15 protein-coding genes are annotated in these 16,758 nt (G+C 54.4%); 12 read left to right on the forward strand and 3 right to left on the reverse strand.

What is annotated here, in order from left to right; genetic code table 11:
- A partial coding sequence (locus DHN12_RS23905) for a DDE-type integrase/transposase/recombinase (RefSeq protein ID WP_159090215.1) occupies positions 1-450 on the forward strand: 450 nt, incomplete at its 5' end.
- Positions 451-792: 342 nt separating this feature from the next.
- On the opposite strand, the gene DHN12_RS23910 is transcribed toward DHN12_RS23905, so the two are convergent.
- Complete coding sequence (locus tag DHN12_RS23910; RefSeq protein WP_234416780.1) at positions 793-2,667, reverse strand: DUF3604 domain-containing protein; 1,875 nt, start codon at positions 2,665-2,667, stop codon at positions 793-795.
- Between the two features lie 692 nt (positions 2,668-3,359).
- Complete coding sequence (locus tag DHN12_RS23915; RefSeq protein WP_108862443.1) at positions 3,360-4,349, reverse strand: AraC family transcriptional regulator; 990 nt, start codon at positions 4,347-4,349, stop codon at positions 3,360-3,362.
- A gap of 241 nt (positions 4,350-4,590) precedes the next feature.
- On the opposite strand from DHN12_RS23915, the gene DHN12_RS23920 reads away from it, so the two are divergent.
- From DHN12_RS23920 to DHN12_RS23955, 8 genes are read left to right on the forward strand one after another with little or no spacing between them, the layout of a single operon-like run.
- Entirely contained in the window at positions 4,591-5,832 is a 1,242-nt protein-coding gene (locus tag DHN12_RS23920; RefSeq protein ID WP_108862444.1) for a dipeptidase, read from the forward strand.
- Between the two features lie 52 nt (positions 5,833-5,884).
- Entirely contained in the window at positions 5,885-6,370 is a 486-nt protein-coding gene (locus tag DHN12_RS23925) for a FixH family protein (protein ID WP_058272165.1), read from the forward strand.
- The gene (locus tag DHN12_RS23930) at positions 6,360-7,532 is read left to right on the forward strand and encodes a cytochrome-c peroxidase (RefSeq protein ID WP_058278461.1); all 1,173 of its coding nucleotides are present in this window, start codon (positions 6,360-6,362) and stop codon (positions 7,530-7,532) included. Before DHN12_RS23925 ends, DHN12_RS23930 begins: the two co-directional genes overlap by 11 nt.
- Positions 7,533-7,547: 15 nt before the next feature.
- On the forward strand, positions 7,548-7,943 hold the full coding sequence (locus tag DHN12_RS23935) for a hypothetical protein (protein WP_058272163.1): 396 nt from the start codon (positions 7,548-7,550) through the stop codon (positions 7,941-7,943).
- Between the two features lie 43 nt (positions 7,944-7,986).
- Complete coding sequence (locus tag DHN12_RS23940) at positions 7,987-9,363, forward strand: amidohydrolase family protein (RefSeq protein WP_159090216.1); 1,377 nt, start codon at positions 7,987-7,989, stop codon at positions 9,361-9,363.
- A gap of 60 nt (positions 9,364-9,423) precedes the next feature.
- Positions 9,424-9,687: a DUF3302 domain-containing protein gene (locus DHN12_RS23945; RefSeq protein ID WP_058272161.1), complete on the forward strand. Its 264-nt coding sequence runs from the start codon at positions 9,424-9,426 to the stop codon at positions 9,685-9,687.
- Positions 9,684-10,607 carry an HlyD family secretion protein gene (locus DHN12_RS23950; RefSeq protein WP_108862446.1) on the forward strand — a complete coding sequence of 308 codons (924 nt, stop codon included), beginning with the start codon at positions 9,684-9,686 and terminating at the stop codon, positions 10,605-10,607. The genes DHN12_RS23945 and DHN12_RS23950 overlap by 4 nt, the downstream gene beginning before the upstream one ends.
- Positions 10,589-11,851, forward strand: coding sequence for a carbohydrate porin (locus tag DHN12_RS23955; protein ID WP_108862447.1), 1,263 nt, complete (start codon positions 10,589-10,591; stop codon positions 11,849-11,851). The genes DHN12_RS23950 and DHN12_RS23955 overlap by 19 nt, the downstream gene beginning before the upstream one ends.
- Positions 11,852-12,023: 172 nt before the next feature.
- Here DHN12_RS23955 and DHN12_RS23960 read toward each other — a convergent pair whose 3' ends face one another.
- A complete protein-coding gene (locus DHN12_RS23960; RefSeq protein ID WP_108862448.1) occupies positions 12,024-13,058 on the reverse strand; it encodes an AraC family transcriptional regulator in 1,035 nt (344 codons plus the stop codon).
- A 303-nt stretch (positions 13,059-13,361) separates the two neighbouring features.
- On the opposite strand from DHN12_RS23960, the gene DHN12_RS23965 reads away from it, so the two are divergent.
- The 3 genes from DHN12_RS23965 to DHN12_RS23975 all read left to right on the forward strand — a co-directional run.
- Positions 13,362-14,357, forward strand: a complete 996-nt coding sequence (locus DHN12_RS23965) for a hypothetical protein (protein ID WP_108862449.1) — start codon at positions 13,362-13,364, stop codon at positions 14,355-14,357.
- 102 nt (positions 14,358-14,459) lie between these two features.
- Positions 14,460-15,734: a carbohydrate porin gene (locus DHN12_RS23970; protein ID WP_159090217.1), complete on the forward strand. Its 1,275-nt coding sequence runs from the start codon at positions 14,460-14,462 to the stop codon at positions 15,732-15,734.
- A 555-nt stretch (positions 15,735-16,289) separates the two neighbouring features.
- Positions 16,290-16,758: IS6 family transposase (locus DHN12_RS23975; protein ID WP_108862451.1), on the forward strand; the 469-nt coding region annotated here is incomplete at its 3' end.

Genomic DNA, 16,758 nt, shown 5'->3' on the forward strand with positions numbered 1-16,758 from the left:
TTCGTGAAGATCAATGGCGAGACGCACTACCTATGGCGGGCTGTGGATCACGAAGGCGAGGTGCTGGAAAGTTATGTGACCAAGCGCCGTGACCGCAAAGCTGCGTTGAAATTCCTCAGAAAATCAATGAAACGCTACGGTCAACCTGAATCCATCGTGACGGACAAACTGCGGTCTTATGGTGCGGCGATGAGAGTTGTCGGGAACGGTAGTCGGCAAGAGACCGGCCGCTGGCGGAACAATCGAAGCGAGAATTCCCATCTGCCATTTCGACGACGAGAACGGGTGATGCTGCGGTTTCGGCAGATGAAAAGCCTGCAGAAATTCTCCGATGTTCACTCTTCGGTTCACAACCACTTTAATCTGGAACGCCACCTCTACAACCGCGATAATTTCAAGCTCAACCGCGCCGTTGCTCTCACTGAGTGGCGTCAACTCGGCGCGGCATAAGGACAGTGTCATTGTCCTTGTAGAGACTGGTTCGAATTGGTCTGACACCACCTTGTTGACCACTGATTTTTGGTGCTAGCAGGTTCTTCTGCTTAATCGCATGGCGTTTCTGCTTTGGGCTCGACGCTGCCATTCTCTGCGGTAGGCTTCGACTGACGGTATGAGCCCTAAGCCGCCGTCGCTGCGTAATTTGGCTGCTGCGGGTGCATTAGGCCGCTTACAACACTTTGCCGACATTGGCCGCTTATTTGCCCGTCATTTGTTTGAGTGAACTGATCGGATGTCGGCTCCGAGCCCAAGGCGGGCGCGCAGCTATGTTCCGCTGATACTGTTTTGCATGCGCTACGGAGTGTACCAAATTGGAGAGGTATACGCGCGATCCTGGACAGTCGGCTGTACTGCCTCCGGCAATGGAATTCCGTAAAACGCCGCATCATATGTGGTCCAACGCGGCTTTGGAATTTCGATTACACGCACATAGTAGAACGCGCTTTCACTGGGATCAAAATCCGAATCCACCCAATAGGCATCCATGGCGACGGCGCCAATTGTGTTAGTGAAGCTTGCGGCCTCAATGTCCACAGTCGATCCGACCGGTTCACGCGCCCGCCCGTCATCACCAATTTGACGATTGCCGGATACGGCCACGTCATATACCCGTTCGTGCGTTTCACCAGCCTTATCAATCCATCCCTTAATGATCTGCACCCGATCTAGATTGGCCCCGTCCGGATCGCGCAGGGCGCGGACCAGAAAACGTGGCGCGGCATTCTCGGGCGCGTTGACGAGGTCGCTGCCCATCGGAACACCATTCTGATAACCATTGGATATAAAATCTGAAGTCTGAAGGTCTGCCTCTTCAAACTCCCAGCCACCAAATACTCGAACGCGGATACGGCTGCCGGTTGTAGCATAGGCTTCTTTGCGGGTAATCGCGCCGTATACTTCCTTACGGGTGTTTTCGCGGGCCCAGACGGCGGTAAGGCCGGATGCAGATTCTTGCGCGGTCAGAATCCTTAGCGCTGGATCTTCGGCAGGAATCACATCCATATTGTGCCGATTGGCGGACGGTTCCGTGTGCTGGTACTTGCCAAAATAGTTGTCCTCGCGCGTCGTGGGTAACGCTGTGTGCGTGTCAGTCGTGCCATAAAGTCCGAACTTATAGGGGTTCACGCCGATATCACGTTCAATCTCCAGACCCACCTTGAGCGCGGACCGGGCGTACTCGTATTGCAGCATCTCGGGTGTCTTTGCCGCCGTGCCCGAGAGATTAGCAACATCCCAGCGTTCGAAATCCGCAAATTCGTCATCCGGTGACAACAATGGGTGGGTTTCCTCGTCACCTTTGATTTGGGTCATCTCGTGCATCGGTTCCCAGCGAATGCGCTTGGCCGCATAATCTGCATCCATGGGCGAACCGTCGAACTTGTTCTTGTTGAACATCAGCCCGTTCGACATATTCCCGTTATGCGGCACAGAAATGGCCTTTCCGCCGATATTGGCCTCGTAGTCGGACAAATAGTCCCACAGCATTTCCGGGTCCGGCGCTTGGAAAAACGACAAGGGGCGAGTCTTGCTGGTTTTTTCCGCACCGTCGCCAAATATGATCACGCGGTGCAGGTTGTCGCCCTTGGGTGTGAAAGTCCACTCGAACCCGCTTAGCGCCGTAAAAGTGCCTGGATCGTTGTATTCGTCTACTGTCTCGACGATATCGAGCCAGATATCACCGTCGAGGTCCAGACCAGCGGTCGGATCTCTTCCCTCTACAGTTGAGATTTCAATGATCTCTCCGAAAGCGGCCATCCGGCCTAGCTGCCCCTCTCCAAACTGGTCGTAAATGCGTCTGCCCCATTCGTCCTGCAACAGGTTTTGGTTTGACGTGCGGATTGCAGTGGATAGCCCCAGCATTTCTGCGTGCTCTGTGATTGCCAGAAAATCCAGGGGACGTATGAGTTGGACCGGTTGCCCGGTGTTCGAAATGATCTTTTCGCCGCGCGCGACACGAAACGCGTCGTGGATGTTTAGTGAGGTGCCAATCAGGCCGGCATCGAAGGAAATCTCTGTGTGAAAGTGAAGGTCGCCGAACAACACTTGATTAGGGTAAGAGCGATTGACAAACGGAGAGTAGTCCTGAGGGGGGACCGCTTCAGGCGGTGGAACTTCTCCTTCAAACGCATCAGCCTGCGATCCAGCCGTAAGCGCGAGAAGACATGCCAAAATTGTCGAACTGTTTGATTTATTGCAAAAATACATTTCAGATCCCCTGATATTGAGCGCCCGCATGAAAATGCTAACTTGGGGAAAATCATATTCATATATTGACAGGTATAATTTTAACGATTCGTAGAGCGCGAGTCGGCACTCTTCTGGCGAAACTGGGATAGATAGAATAGGTCCCCTGGATTGCAGCCCAGGAATTCACACACCCTTGAATCAGCACCCTACGTTGAACGGCGGCTTCGTCCCGCAGAGTGGTCGTCCGGATGTACTGCAGCGAAGGTCCGCATCGAGCCCTCTTTGTCGAATGCTGCGCCAGCAACGGATAGCAGAAATGCGCAGAAACCCGACTTTGCGAAGTCGAGTGAATGGACCTACGTTGAGCTTCGGTTGCTCCCGTCGCAATGTCTGCTTTGTCCTAAACCAACCAATGCGTACAGGCCGTGACCAGCTCGCTATATACTTTCATTGCTTTTGATGAGAATTCGCAGGCGAGCAAGGTGAGCAAAAGGCCAAGTGCTGGTCTGGATCAAGCCCGGCCAAATTTCAAAGGACGCGAACGGGCAGGATCGACTAGACACGGCGAATTCAAATCGAGTGGGTGGCCTACTCCGGATGAAGTCACATCAAATTGCGGAAGACGCCTATCCTCCCAGCTTCGACTACGCCCAGAGCGTGAAACCGGATGCAATTCATCTCTGCTTCGCGCGAGCCTGCGAGGGGGTTTTACCCGTCCAGCGTCGATACGCCCTTGTAAAATTCGATGCTTGGGTAAAGCCAGTGCGAAGGGCAATTTCTGTCACCGTCAACTTACCTTGGCCGATTGCTGTGATTGCATATTGCCGCCGTTGGTCATCCAGAATTGCTTTGAAGGATGTGTCTTCGTTGGACAGGTTTCGGCTCAGCGCCTTGGGATGAAGGCGACAAGCGCGGGCGGTTTTTGTGATGTCGAGCTTGGGGTCATTCATATGTTCTTTGCAGAAGCTCCGAACCGCTTCCGCTAGGGTGTCATACTCCTTGTTCGCCTCACCCAAAGGAGTGTCGCCGGGCGAATACGCTTGGTTCATAACCATCCATACCGAGGGAAAACGCAATGTCAGACCCATCTTTGAGCCGGTAATCAAAGAAGAACGGGGGAGCAACCACTCGGGCACGACGGCTTCGTCTACCACCACTGCAAGCACATCCTTCGGGTTCCAGGCTTGACCCACACGTGGTCGAATTTGCTCTACAAGAAGTGCCAGGGTAAGCGCGTCCGGTTGCGCCGGGTTGGCGTCGGGTTGGGCTTTTCGAGTCATTTTCAGAGTAGCGTTTTGCCCATCATTCTCCAGCCTGTAGTTGGTGGAATTCCCATAGGATCCGACAGAAATCAGAAAGCGGTTCAGCACGTTACCCACCGTTTGCTCGCTGGCTAGATGCTTTGTCACCGGACCCATCGCATTTCGTGCCATGTCGCGCCCGAGTGTGGCCCCAAAAAACGGATCACCAAGACGAGTGGCGATCTCATCAATGGTCTCGTAGATGGCTTTTACTGGAATGAGCCGATCAAAATCCGTTCTGATGGCATTGGAAATCTGCATGTCGGCCAACAAGAGATCGACATCCCCTCCACGCTCTTCGAAGTGATGTATGAGCGGCATCAGGAGCGCAGCGCGAACCAGTGGGGGTGAACTATCGGGCATCCGCTTAATCTAGACCAATCAGCTTGGTGTTGTCATTCATTCAAGGACGGCAATATGATGTTGCTGTACGCTGGGGATAAGACAGCCACATTTTTCCAGACTAATTTCGAACATAGATATGCTGCCTTCACCTTATTTTCTCCAACACGCACAAAGGCTTCGCGGATTAGAGAATTTTATCGCCAGCCGAAGCTACGGATCGCCCACGCAATCCGGGCGTCGTCATTGAAGAGGACACACCATGTCAAACAAGAACAAGTTTTCCCGCCGCGAAATGGTGGCCATGGCGGCGCAATCTGCCGCTGCCCTTCCGCTTCTCGGCACCCCGGTCTTAGCCCGTGAACTGGATGAATATGGTGGGTTCAGCGGCAACAAGAATTTCAAATACATCAGCGCCCCGGCAACGGTCTATGATTTTGGCCTGACACCGGAACAGGAAGATCACGCCAAGGAACTGCACGAGTCCCTGATCATCTTTGACGGTCTGTCCGAGTGTACGTTTTACCCCGAGTTCATCATCAACATGAAACGCGGCGGTGGAACATCGGGCAATTTCTCGATTGGGATTTCGGACATGTTGCGCTGGACCCCGGACACTGTGTTCAAACCGCAGGAATGGTGGAGTTGGGAAGCGCTGAACAGGGATCTGGATGCGCTTTATCGTATGATGCACCTGTTCCGCGATGACGCGATGATGACGCTGAACCATGCGGATATACTGGAGGCAAAAAAGACCGGAAAAGTTGGCTTTATGCCGGGCACGCAGAACACCAAGTTTCTGGACGATGCTGTGAATCGCCTGGATGAGATGCACCGCAAAGGGCTGCGGATTATCCAGATTACCTATAATGCCACCAACGCCGTTGGAGCGGGCAGTGCCGAAGCTCCGGAAAACCGATTTGGTCTCAGCCGCTTGGGTCACATGGTGGTTGAGCGGATGAACGAAGTCGGATTGTTGGTCGATACTGGCCACAGCTCGCCCGAAACTCAGATGCGTGCAGCGGAAGTCTCGACCAAGCCCATCGTCATTTCCCACGCCGGGATGTTGTCAAAGATCAATCAGACACGGGCGACAACGGATGAGGCCATCAGGACAGTTGCTGACAAAGGCGGCGTGATGGGGGTTATCAGCACGCCAACAGCCATTGCCGGAAGCGATAAATGCACAGTCGAGGATATGCTCGATAACGTCGATCACGCGGTTAACATTGCAGGTATTGACGGTGTGGGATTTGGCTCTGATTTCATTATCCCCGCGACATTCGAACAAATTTTGTCTGCTCCGGAATGGGACGAGGAAGTCGTTGCAAACATCGGAGAGTTCGAGGTTTGGCCTTGGTCCGACGGGCATGTGGGCTGGGAAAATAACTCGGCCTATCCGAACATGACCCGCGGTCTGATCCAGCGTGGCTATTCGGATGAGGACATCGCCAAGATCATGGGTGGAAACTTCCTACGGGTGATCAAAGACACCATCGGCTAGACCAGCGGAAAGGAAGCCGGAAGCATCATACGCCTCTGGCTGGCACAACATCATGCATTGGTTGCTCTTGGTATTGCTCTCAATCTTCGCCCTGCCGGATACGGCAGGCGCAATGGATGCGATTGGCAAGGTGCGCCGGGAACGCCCAGCGGATCTGGACGCTTCAACGACTGTGGCCACGCGATATGGAACGCTCCAAGCGTCTTATGAGACCGATTTTCCAGAACTTCCTCTGAATAGCGTGCACACTTGGCGATTGTCCTTGCAGGACAAGAACGGCCTGCCGGTTGTCGGCGCGGACATAGATCTGACAGCGGACATGCCCGAGCATCTGCACGGCATGACCACCACACCGCTAATTCAGGAGTCTGATACACCGGGTTTGTATCTTGTTCGTGGAATGAATTTCCACATGCCGGGGTATTGGGAGGTCACTCTTGACATCTCAGGAGCAGGCAGCCGCCATCTTTTGCGTTTCAACCTGATTGTCGGTGAAAGCCAACGCGCCCCGGAGGGGAGGAAAGCGGATGAAAGCTGAACCACTCGGCTCGTCAAAAGCAATCGGCCTATTGCTGACCGCTTTCAGCTTTTGCGTTGTTCTTTCCAACCCGAGCAAAGGTGCTGACGCTGATCTCTTTGATTGGAGCGCTCGAGAACTGGCTCTGATCCAATCCCTTTCTTTATCCCAATTGCTACCTCCACCGTCCTCACCCTCGAACAAATACGCCGATGACCCGGAGGCAGCGGCTTTGGGTCGTGCGATTTTCCACGACAGCCGGTTCAGTGCCAACGGCGAGGTAAGCTGTGCGACTTGCCACCGGCAGGACTATGGGTTCACCGATGATCTTCCCAAAGGTCTTGGTATTGGCCTCGCCAGTCGCCGGACCATGCCAATTGTCGGAATGGCCTATCAGAAATGGTTCTTTTGGGACGGTCGGGCGGATTCGCTCTGGTCGCAAACGCTTGGCCCGCTGGAAAACCCCGTTGAGCACGGGATTGACCGGCATCAGGTGCAGCAGCTTGTGCTGGCGCATTACTCTCAGCCCTATCAGCAGGTTTTTGAAGACGACGCCACAAACCAGCCGGTGGACCAAGTCTTTGCAAACACAGGAAAGGCGCTGGCAGCACATGTTCGCACATTGCTGCCAGAAAAGACCCGGTTTGATTTGTATGCCCACGCATTGCAGAGTGACAGCAAAGAAACCGGTATCCTGACAGAAGCGGAAACGCGTGGTCTGAGGCTGTTTGTCGGAAAGGCCAAATGTATCAATTGCCACAATGGCCCCATGTTCACGAACGGAGAGTTTCACCACTCAGGAACCCCGGATGCCGGAGAACTGGATCCGGGGCGCGGCACTGCATTTCTAGAGCTTGAGGCCACGGAGTTCGGGTTCTTTGGTAAATGGAGCGACGCGGACCCGGAAGCAGACGGTGATCATATCCGGTTTCTGGACCGGGATACGCGCAAGTACGTCGGTACATTCAAGACACCTACTTTGCGTGGCGCGTCGGATCGTCCTCCGTATATGCACAACGGCACTTTTACCTCGCTGGCACAGGTCCTGAACAACTACCGTGCCGTGTCTGGGTCGACGCTCGCGGACGAGGTTTCCCACGGTGACCTGACGGATCGGGATCTGAACGATCTTGAGGCTTTCTTGGGAACCTTGTCGTCAAACTCCAACGATGTTCACAACTAGCTCAGGGGAAACTCGATGAAAATTACGGCTCTGGTGACTGCATTCTCAATACTTGCGACCACGGCACATGCCGAAGAAACGACCCGCTATATGCTGGAAGGTATCGCAGAGCCTTCGACTTGGGGTGCAGTTCTTGCAAATCCTCAGGATCGTGGCGCCAATGCTGAGGCGCTCATGAACGCCGCAGGATGCGAGCTGATCGACTATTACTTTGGTATGTTCAACTACAAGAGTTACGTTGTCATCCAGTGCCCCAAGTCAGTCGATATCAGCCCAATTCAAATTATCATGTTCGGGGCTGGCACAGTCGACACGGCCACAGCAACACCAATTGTGACCACAGCAGAAATGGTTGACGTGGCTAAGGCGGCCCAAAAGATTTCGGGTGCCTATGGGGGCCCCAGCGAGTGACCTTGCATCCTGGGCAGAGAAAACAGAGAGGACGAATGAGAAAATGAGTACAATTGCATTCATCAGGATGTTGTTCATTGCGTTCGCCGTGGTCGGTGTTTCGGGGACAACGGCAGTAGCCGATGAGGCTCCTGCGCAGACATTGTTTACGAATGTCAATGTGTTCGATGGTGTCAATGACGGGTTGCTCGAAAACGCAAACGTGTTGGTTGAGGGAAACCTGATCAAGACCGTCTCGACCGCTGCAATTAGCGCAGGCGGCGCGACTGTCATCAACGGAGAGGGACGCACATTGATGCCCGGCCTGATGGATATGCATACGCATTTGTCTATTGTGCGGGAATTATCAACGGCGCGTCACGAGCTTAGCCCTCTTGCACATGGCGCAATTGCGATGAAGCGGGCTGAAGGCATGCTCATGAATGGGTTTACCACTGTCATGGACGTCGGCGGGCCGGCGATTTATCTAAAGGACCTGATCGACGGAGACGCTGGTTTTTTTGGGCCGCGCATCTATTCCGCCGAGGCCTTCATTACGCAAACTAACGGGCATGGGGATTTTCGCACGCGGATGGAGTACAACCCCAACAATTCCGGAGGTATTAGAAGTTGGTATGAATACTACACGGCTTGCATTGCCGATGGCGTAACCGAAATCCGGCGCTGTGGCAGAGAGAATTTTCGCAAAGGTGCGACCCATTTAAAGATGATGGTCGGCGGCGGTGTTTCCAGCCGGTTTGATCCACTGCATGGTTTGCAAGGCTCACCCGAGGAAATTGCGGCAGCTGTGGAAGTGGCGCGAAACATGAAGACCTTTGTTACTGTGCACGCATACACCGATGAATCCGTTCGTATGGCAGTTGAAGCCGGTGTTCCCCATATCCTTCACGCGCCACTGATCACCGAAGACACCGCTAAGCTGATGGGGGAAAAGGGTGTCTATATGCAACCAAATCTGGAAGCGGTTCTCGGGCTTACCGAAGAGAACGCAGCAGCATTCTTGTCGCCAGCATCCTTTGCAAAGTGGAAATCGATCTACGATGAATACCCTGTGGCCATGGAGGCGGCGATCAAGCATGAGGTGAAGATCGTGTTTGGCACCGACCTTCTGTCTCAATGGAACCAAACACTCGCGTTCGACAAGACTGCGGCCCTCGAATTGCTGCAATTGGAGAAATATCTTGGTGCGGCTGGCGCGCTACGCGCGGCAACGTCAACGGCAGCAGAAGTCATCGACCTTATGGGGCCAAATGATCCCTATCAAGAAGGTGCAAAAGGTGTCGTCGCCGAAGGTGCATATGCTGATCTACTTTTGGTCGACGGTAACGTTTTGGAAGACCTCGCACTATTGACTGACCCGGGCAAGAACCTTGTCGTGATCATGAAAGACGGCGTGATCTACAAAAATACGCTGAACTGATACCAAAAAAGCAGGTGTCTCACGCCGTCTGGTGGCGAACTTTGAAGTAAGGGAGTTCTCATGACCGCACTCGACTACATAGCTATCGGCATGATTCTGTTCATGGCGGGCCTCGGTATAGGGGTCCTAGTCTTTCTCGGGGGGTGGCCCGGTCGGGTGGCTGCAAAGCGCCGGCATCCCTATCGATCAGCGGTTTCCATCGGTGGCTGGGTCACCCTGATAGCCGGAGGTGTCCTGTTTCCCTTGGTGTTGATCTGGGCCTATGCAGGCTCCACTGATGCTGAAGTAGCTGCGGCGGATGTCGCAAAAGGCGGTGCCGCATGATCATGGTGCTGGTTGGAGGCTACGTCGGGCTGCTTTGGGTGTTGGTCAAGGTCGGCGTCTTCCCGAAATGGTACGGCTGGATGAAAGTCTCGCCAGTTGCTGTTTGGGTGATCGCTTTCATGAGCATCTTTCTCCCGCTCAATTGGAATGCCCCCATGGGCGGCTCCATGGTCACGGTGGGCTCTGTCGGAATCAAGCCAGCGGTTGCGGGGCCGGTGACCGAGGTTGTCGCCAAGTCGCGCACGCCGATCTCCGAAGGTGAGGTTCTGTTCGAGATCGACAAGACGCCTTACACCGCTGCCTTGCAGCAAGCTCAGGCACAACTGGCGCTGGCGCAGGACCAATTGGCGCGAAAAGAGGAACTGCTATCGCGCAACACGGTCGCCGTAGCCGAGGTCGAAGCCTTGCGTGCCAATGTAGCTGTGGCCGAAGCTGCCGTAACCCTCGCCGAAGTCGATCTTTCCAACACAACCGTGCGAGCCCCCTTTGACGGCATGGTTCCCGCCATGACTCTTCTATCGGGCAACCGGGTCAGTCCCAACGTGCCGGTGCTGGCGTTCCTCGATGTGAACAACCCCGTCATCAACCTGGTTCTCAGCCAGAACCAGATCCGCAACGTGAAGACGGGGCAGAAGGCCGAAGCGGTGTTCAAAGCCTTCCCCGGGCAGACGTTCCAGGGAACCGTGTCAGGATTGTTCCTTTCCTCACCGGATGCCGAATATGATCTGGATGGGGCCACCCCCGAAGTACCCACGATCACCGATACGAGCTATGTTGTGGTGCTGGAACTGGACACCCAAGGGCAAGCCCTGCCGCCAGGATCATCCGGCCAGGGGCTGGTGCTGACGGACCAAGGGACAAAGTTCCAGTTCATCAATCAGCTGACCCTGCGCATGACCACATGGATGAACTTTTTCTGATGTGGCGTCACATCTTATTGGCTGCTTTGATGGCAAGTCATGCTTCATCTACGGTTGCTCAGGAATTCGGTCCTCGTGATCGGCTTGAAGCCGCTGCGGCAACCTCAATTGGCGGCCCCGCCAACGCCGAAGCGCAGCAAGAGCAGGACCGGCTGCGCAGGCTTCAAACCTCACGATGGCCCGGATTTGATCGAACTATCGATCCCGCCGAATCCTGGAAAGAGAGGCTACGGAAGGAAACCGGCCTTGCCCTGTCGTTTGACTATCAGGCGCTTTACCAGAGATCCGACAGTACCGTTTCCGGTGTCGATGAAGGCGCATCGGGACAGGCTAGGATTCTGGGGACATGGACGCTGGCAGATCGCGGCGGGAGCAATCCCGGCAGCTTTGTCTTCATCTTGGAGAACCGTCACAAGCTGGGTCTGAACCAGACACCTACCGGTCTGGCGGGTGAAATCGGCTATGTCGGGCTCACCGGCCTGACTTTCGGAGACACCGGCAATAGCTTGTCCGTAGCTTACTGGTCTCAGGCGATCATGGGCGGGCGAGGCGGCATCGTTGCGGGTCGGATTGATCCCGGTGATTACACCGACATCCTGGGCTATGTGAACCCTCGCACCGGCTTCCAGAACTTCGCCATCAACTACAATCCGGTGCTGACGATCCCGGACCCCGGCTTCGGAATTGGTGGCGGTGTTCACTTGACGGATCAGATCTACGTGCTTGGGATCGTTTCGGATGCGAACGGTTCGTTGACGGATGTTGACTGGTTTCCGGGAGGCGCCGAGTTCTACAAATACGCCGAGATCGGCTGGACGCCGGCCCGGAACCAACGCTACCTAACCAATATCCACCTCGGCGCATATCACATCGACGCCCGAGAGGACAAAGGCCTGCCGTCCAGTTCAGGGCTCGTCCTGTCGGGCAACTACACGTTTGAAAACGATCTGATGGTGTTCGGGCGGATTGGATGGTCCGACGGCAATGACCCGATTGCCAAAAAGGGGGCGACCGGCGGGTTGATCTGGCGACCGGGGTTCTATGATGACCTGATTGGGGTCGCTGCAACCTGGGCGGAACCAGTGATCGCCGGATTGGAAATTCAAACAACCTTCGAGGCGTTCTACCGAATGGATGTCTCCGACAACCTGGTACTAACGGCTGACGTGCAATACCTAAAGAACCCGGGGTATAACGCAGATGATCCGCTCGTGTTCGGCCTGAGGCTGAGGTTCAACCTGTAAAAAGCGGACTTAGTCGGCGAGCGCCGCGAAAATCGGAAAGCCGTTCGACGCTCTGGGCGGGAACGTCCGAAAGGGTCTGAAAACGGGCATAAGTTGCAGAGAGCATGAAAACGCCGAAACAAACTAATTCTACCGTTCGTTTTCCGAATAATCCGACGCCATTTTGACGTCGTCACAGTTTCCATTCCCGGTACTTGGTCGGGGAGAACCCTGTCCATTTTCGGAACGCACGGGTGAAACTGGTTGAGTCTGAGTAGCCTAGTTGGCCAGCGATTTCAGAAATACTCGTTTTTTCCTGCGCCAGGGCACCCACTGCAATTTCACATTTCAGATCATTGGTGATTTGGGTGAGATTTGTGCCCTCAAAGGCAAGCAGCCGCATCAGAATGCGGTAGTTCATGCCGCAAATCGATGCCATCTTTGGCCCGGACAAACCGGGTTCGCCAATATGGGGCCTGAGGGCTTGCTTGATTGAAGAAACGATGGATTTAGCTGGGTTCTGGCTTTCTTTTTCTAGAAGAGCCCGCCTGAGAAAATCGGCCTCGTCGAATTGCCTGGCAAGCCATTGGGCTGGGAACCGGATCTTGTGGCCTTGGCGGTCCCCTTTTACTGCGTGGATGCCGTGAAATATCTGTGGCAATGCCTTTGATTCGCTGACCGTTACCAATACCTCTGACGGCTTCCAGTCTGGGCCCATGGCGTGTCGCAAAATTGAAATCAGAAAGCCCACATGAAACCCGTCGACCTGAGCAGGTGTAAGCGACAATTTAAAGGATCTGTGCCCACTTATGATGGCCATAGCCCCATGAACATCCAGCCTTTGCTGAATTGCACTGGAATGCTTAGTCGCGGAGACAACCCACGCAGTCAACAGGTCGCCAATGGTAGAGGCCGTTTTGGAAACGCCAACGGTTGGATACCATTTGCTCAGATCCAGATTCTCACCAATTCTGGCGCAAAAATCCCTCTCGCCTGACGCATCGGCCGCAGCCTCAAGAAACTGATACATGACCATCGCATGCACAAACGTGTCCGAATCCAGCAGTGCCTCGCGGTTAAGGCCGACGCTGTCCAGAACGTCGTCAGAAGGCAGGCCTCGTTTGTCCATCTCCTCAAGGACCGGATGGGCCGATATCAGCCGAACCAAAGGCAATGTCGACATGCTGGACCGTGCATCCGGCCCGGTAATCAGGCGGTCATTGTTCATAATCCCATAACATCACTGTTTCCGCCCGCTGGGTAAAAAAATTTGACAGACCTGACGGGTTTGACAACTTTTCCGCCCAATTGGTGCCAAACCTGTCAGGCGCGAACTTTCATCAATTGTCTATGATCATCAGGCACCTCGGCGATTTCAGCCCCAGTGCTTTGAGTTCCAACATCGTGACGGAGTTCAAGCATGCCAGCCCATTGTGCAAACCGCTCACCAGCTGGATGCATCGATTTTGGGCGCAGCTTTTCTCAGTAGGCTGCCACATTTCAATCTAACTAGGAATGGGAGAAAACCAGGATGAGTACCGATTATGACCCCGAACTGCCGCCTGATGATACCGACACCGGAACCGTCATAGATAGACGCGAATTCATGGGAACCGCAGCCGTTGGGGCAGCCGCATTCAGCGCGAGTGTGATCGCCAGCTCCAGCATGGCAACGGCGCAGACGGCGGCCGACGGCACAATACCGACCGTTGACTGGAAGACGGTTGATCCGGGTTCACGAGGCAATGATCTTTACGCGCCGCAGTCTGGTTTCAACAATACAGATGTTACCTGGTGGCCTGGGCGCAATGTCTCGGGTTTGACTGTTGGACTGATCCAGTTTCAGGCCAACCTGCCGATGATACCGGGCAACATGGGAAACGCGACGACGTTCGATTTCCCGATGCTGTATCGCGAGATGAATGCCGAAAATGTTCTGGACGTGATGGCGACAACACCTGTCGAGCAGTTCACCGATGCCTGCGTCGAGGCCGCGCAGTGGCTTGAAATGCAGGGCGTTCGGGCGATCATGGGGAACTGTGGCTTCTTTGGTCACTACCAGATCGCGGTTCAAGAGCGGATCAATACGCCATTCTTTTCCTCCAGCCTGATGATGCTGCCAATGATGGTCCGGTCTTTGCCCGGCAACAAAAAAGTTGGTGTGCTGACCGCCAACGGGCCGCTTCTGCGCGAAGGCCCGGCGATGGAGAACTGCGGACTGAGTCCGGATGACAAGGCCAATCGCGTCGTGGTCGAAGGGTGCGAAGATGACATCGAGTTTGCCAGGGCCATGGCCGTTCAGGGTGCCTACAATCCAGTGAAATTTGAACAGGACGTGCTTACTGGGATCAAACGCCTTTTGGCAAAAGACCCCGATATCGGTGTGATCCTTTTGGAATGTACCGAACTGTCCCCGCATGCGCATGCCGTTCAGCGGTTGGTGAACATGCCTGTTTGGGACTACACGTCACTGACCAATTGGATCCACGCGGGTTGCGCACGCCGACCATTCTCCGGTCACGTCTAGCTCAATTAACGCTGATCCTGGAATCCGCCAGGGTCAGCATTTTCTGGTTCAAGGTATCGGGTGGATATGTCGCCTGTAAATAAGATCGATTGGGATAAAGCAATGAGCAGGTTTCTTACGATTGTTTTGATCGGAGCAGGAGTTGGTCTGAATTTTGTAGGACAAGATGCGTTGGCTGAAGATGCAAGTTCAACAACCATTCTGCCTCAGACCACTATCCGATTTGGTGGGCCTGATGCGGTCCCAAGCCAGTTGCGCAATGACGCCAGAAAAAAAGACACGCTAACTGGGCAGGATGTCTTGCTCAGCTATCGGGAATGGAAAGAGCGTTTCCGCGAAAGAACCGGCATCTCATACACTCTGGACTACACTACCGCGGGGCTGTTTCCATCGAACACGATCAGCGGAGAAAACAGTTTCAACAGCGGCGCCGTGCGTTTCTATGGCCAATGGGAACTGGTTGGACGAGGTAGCGACAATACAGGGACTTTTGTCTGGAAAGTTGAAAATCGCCATGGGTATTCCGGCCCACCGGTTAGCGCAGCGGCGGCGGATATTGGTCTAGCCGGGGCGATGCTTAGTTCGCTGAGCGATGCTGGCAACAGGCTGACCAACTTTTACTGGAAACAAAACCTGCGTGGTGGGCGCCTGGAAATTATTGGCGGCATGCTCGATGTGACCGACTGGACGGATGTATACGCGCTGGCTTCGCCCTGGACTGGCTTCTTCAATTTCGCCTTTGGGACCGGTGGCGCCGCAATGGCTCTGCCCGACGATGCAGCGCTTGGTTTGTTCGTAAATGGGATGATCACCGACAACCTTTATTTCGTGACAGGTTTTGCTGACGCTAATGCGGATTCGACCGATCCGATGAATGGTTTTGATACCATTGGGGACGGCGAATTTTTTAAGACGCTTGAGATCGGTTGGGTCACGTCACAGGACCGGTTCTATCTGGACAACACGCATTTGACTCTCTGGCATATCGACGAACGCCAGGCGGCCGGAGTACCCGACGGATGGGGCGTGAACTTTTCCTACTCCCGCTCTTTTGACGAGAAGTGGATGCCTTTTTTCCGGGCCGGTTATGCCAAAGATGGCGGCACCATTTTACAGAAATCTGTAAGTGCTGGGTTTGCGCATCATTTCGGCGCGGGTGACAGCCTGTTAGGTTTTGGTGTCAATTGGGGTCAACCAAATGAAACCACTTATGGTCCGGGCTTGAGCGACCAGTACACAGTCGAATTGTTCACGCGACTCCAAGTTTCAGAGAACATTCAGATCACACCCGACGTTCAATATATCAAGAACCCCGCTCTGAACCCAACAGCAAACCACAGTCTGGTTTTGGGATTGAGGATGCGGGCGGTCTTTTAATGTTAGTCATGCTTGCACGGCACAGATTTCAATGCAGTAGCTAGGCTTAAAACTGAACCCAACCCAGTGACCAATTTGAGTTTGAAACAATCACTCGTCCACTGTGGGTTGATCGGCAGGTTTGGGTGCGAAGCACTAGTTGGGTCAGTACCTTCGAATGGCGGAAAAGTCCGCACTGCCGCCTGTGACCGGGCAAGCACGCTGCAATTGCGGCGAACGTCAGCTCCTGAGGACGGCACCGCAGCATGAAATCGCGGCGGAACCGATCAAACGGCTGACTTTGCAAAGGTCACTATCTGCGCAAAGCCGCCATCGGATCATCACGCAGCATCGGTCATATATGGGCTCGCACCGGACTTTCTCTGCGACAGGCCCGAATTGGTCGAATGAGCCCCGAGCTGCCTTTCCCAAGCTACTTGATCTCTGCGGCTGCATGCGTCCGGTAAGCGGACGAAGCCGCCATTGGCCGCATCGTTAACCAATTACTGCAACGCGGGAGGCACTGTCAGAAGAACTTGTCTTGAGGCGGGCATGGCGAGCACTTAGCGTCGCAGGATGACAAAACGCAGCCCTTTTCGCTACTTCAAGACGAGCCCCGAGATCATCCGTCTGGCCGTCATGATGTATGTTCGGTTTCCGCTTTCGCTTCGCAATGTTGAAGATCTTTTGCACGAGCGCGGCATCGAGATCAGCCACGAAACTGTGCGTTATTGGTGGAACAGATTTGGCCCGATATTCGCCGCAGAGATCCGCAGAAACAGGGTCAATCGGATGCGATCTTATTCGAACTGGCAGTGGCATCTGGACGAGGTGTTCGTGAAGATCAATGGCGAGACGCACTACCTATGGCGGGCTGTGGATCACGAAGGCGAGGTGCTGGAAAGTTATGTGACCAAGCGCCGTGACCGCAAAGCTGCGTTGAAATTCCTCAGAAAATCAATGAAACGCTACGGTCAACCTGAATCCATCGTGACGGACAAACTGCGGTCTTATGGTGCGGCGATGAGAGTTGTCGGGAACGGTA

The organism is Ruegeria sp. Alg231-54 (assembly GCF_900143525.1).
Classification (GTDB): domain Bacteria; phylum Pseudomonadota; class Alphaproteobacteria; order Rhodobacterales; family Rhodobacteraceae; genus Ruegeria.

What these genes read in the sequence shown, in the direction of transcription:
- DHN12_RS23940 (WP_159090216.1), top strand. Translation starts at nt 7,987, where the DNA reads ATGAGTACAATTGCATTCATCAGGATGTTGTTCATTGCGTTCGCCGTG.
- DHN12_RS23955 (WP_108862447.1), top strand. Translation starts at nt 10,589, where the DNA reads ATGGATGAACTTTTTCTGATGTGGCGTCACATCTTATTGGCTGCTTTG.
- DHN12_RS23965 (WP_108862449.1), top strand. Translation starts at nt 13,362, where the DNA reads ATGAGTACCGATTATGACCCCGAACTGCCGCCTGATGATACCGACACC.
- DHN12_RS23920 (WP_108862444.1), top strand. Translation starts at nt 4,591, where the DNA reads ATGTCAAACAAGAACAAGTTTTCCCGCCGCGAAATGGTGGCCATGGCG.
- DHN12_RS23950 (WP_108862446.1), top strand. Translation starts at nt 9,684, where the DNA reads ATGATCATGGTGCTGGTTGGAGGCTACGTCGGGCTGCTTTGGGTGTTG.
- DHN12_RS23945 (WP_058272161.1), top strand. Translation starts at nt 9,424, where the DNA reads ATGACCGCACTCGACTACATAGCTATCGGCATGATTCTGTTCATGGCG.
- DHN12_RS23930 (WP_058278461.1), top strand. Translation starts at nt 6,360, where the DNA reads ATGAAAGCTGAACCACTCGGCTCGTCAAAAGCAATCGGCCTATTGCTG.
- DHN12_RS23925 (WP_058272165.1), top strand. Translation starts at nt 5,885, where the DNA reads ATGCATTGGTTGCTCTTGGTATTGCTCTCAATCTTCGCCCTGCCGGAT.
- DHN12_RS23960 (WP_108862448.1), bottom strand. Translation starts at nt 13,058, where the DNA reads ATGAACAATGACCGCCTGATTACCGGGCCGGATGCACGGTCCAGCATG.
- DHN12_RS23915 (WP_108862443.1), bottom strand. Translation starts at nt 4,349, where the DNA reads ATGCCCGATAGTTCACCCCCACTGGTTCGCGCTGCGCTCCTGATGCCG.
- DHN12_RS23935 (WP_058272163.1), top strand. Translation starts at nt 7,548, where the DNA reads ATGAAAATTACGGCTCTGGTGACTGCATTCTCAATACTTGCGACCACG.
- DHN12_RS23970 (WP_159090217.1), top strand. Translation starts at nt 14,460, where the DNA reads ATGAGCAGGTTTCTTACGATTGTTTTGATCGGAGCAGGAGTTGGTCTG.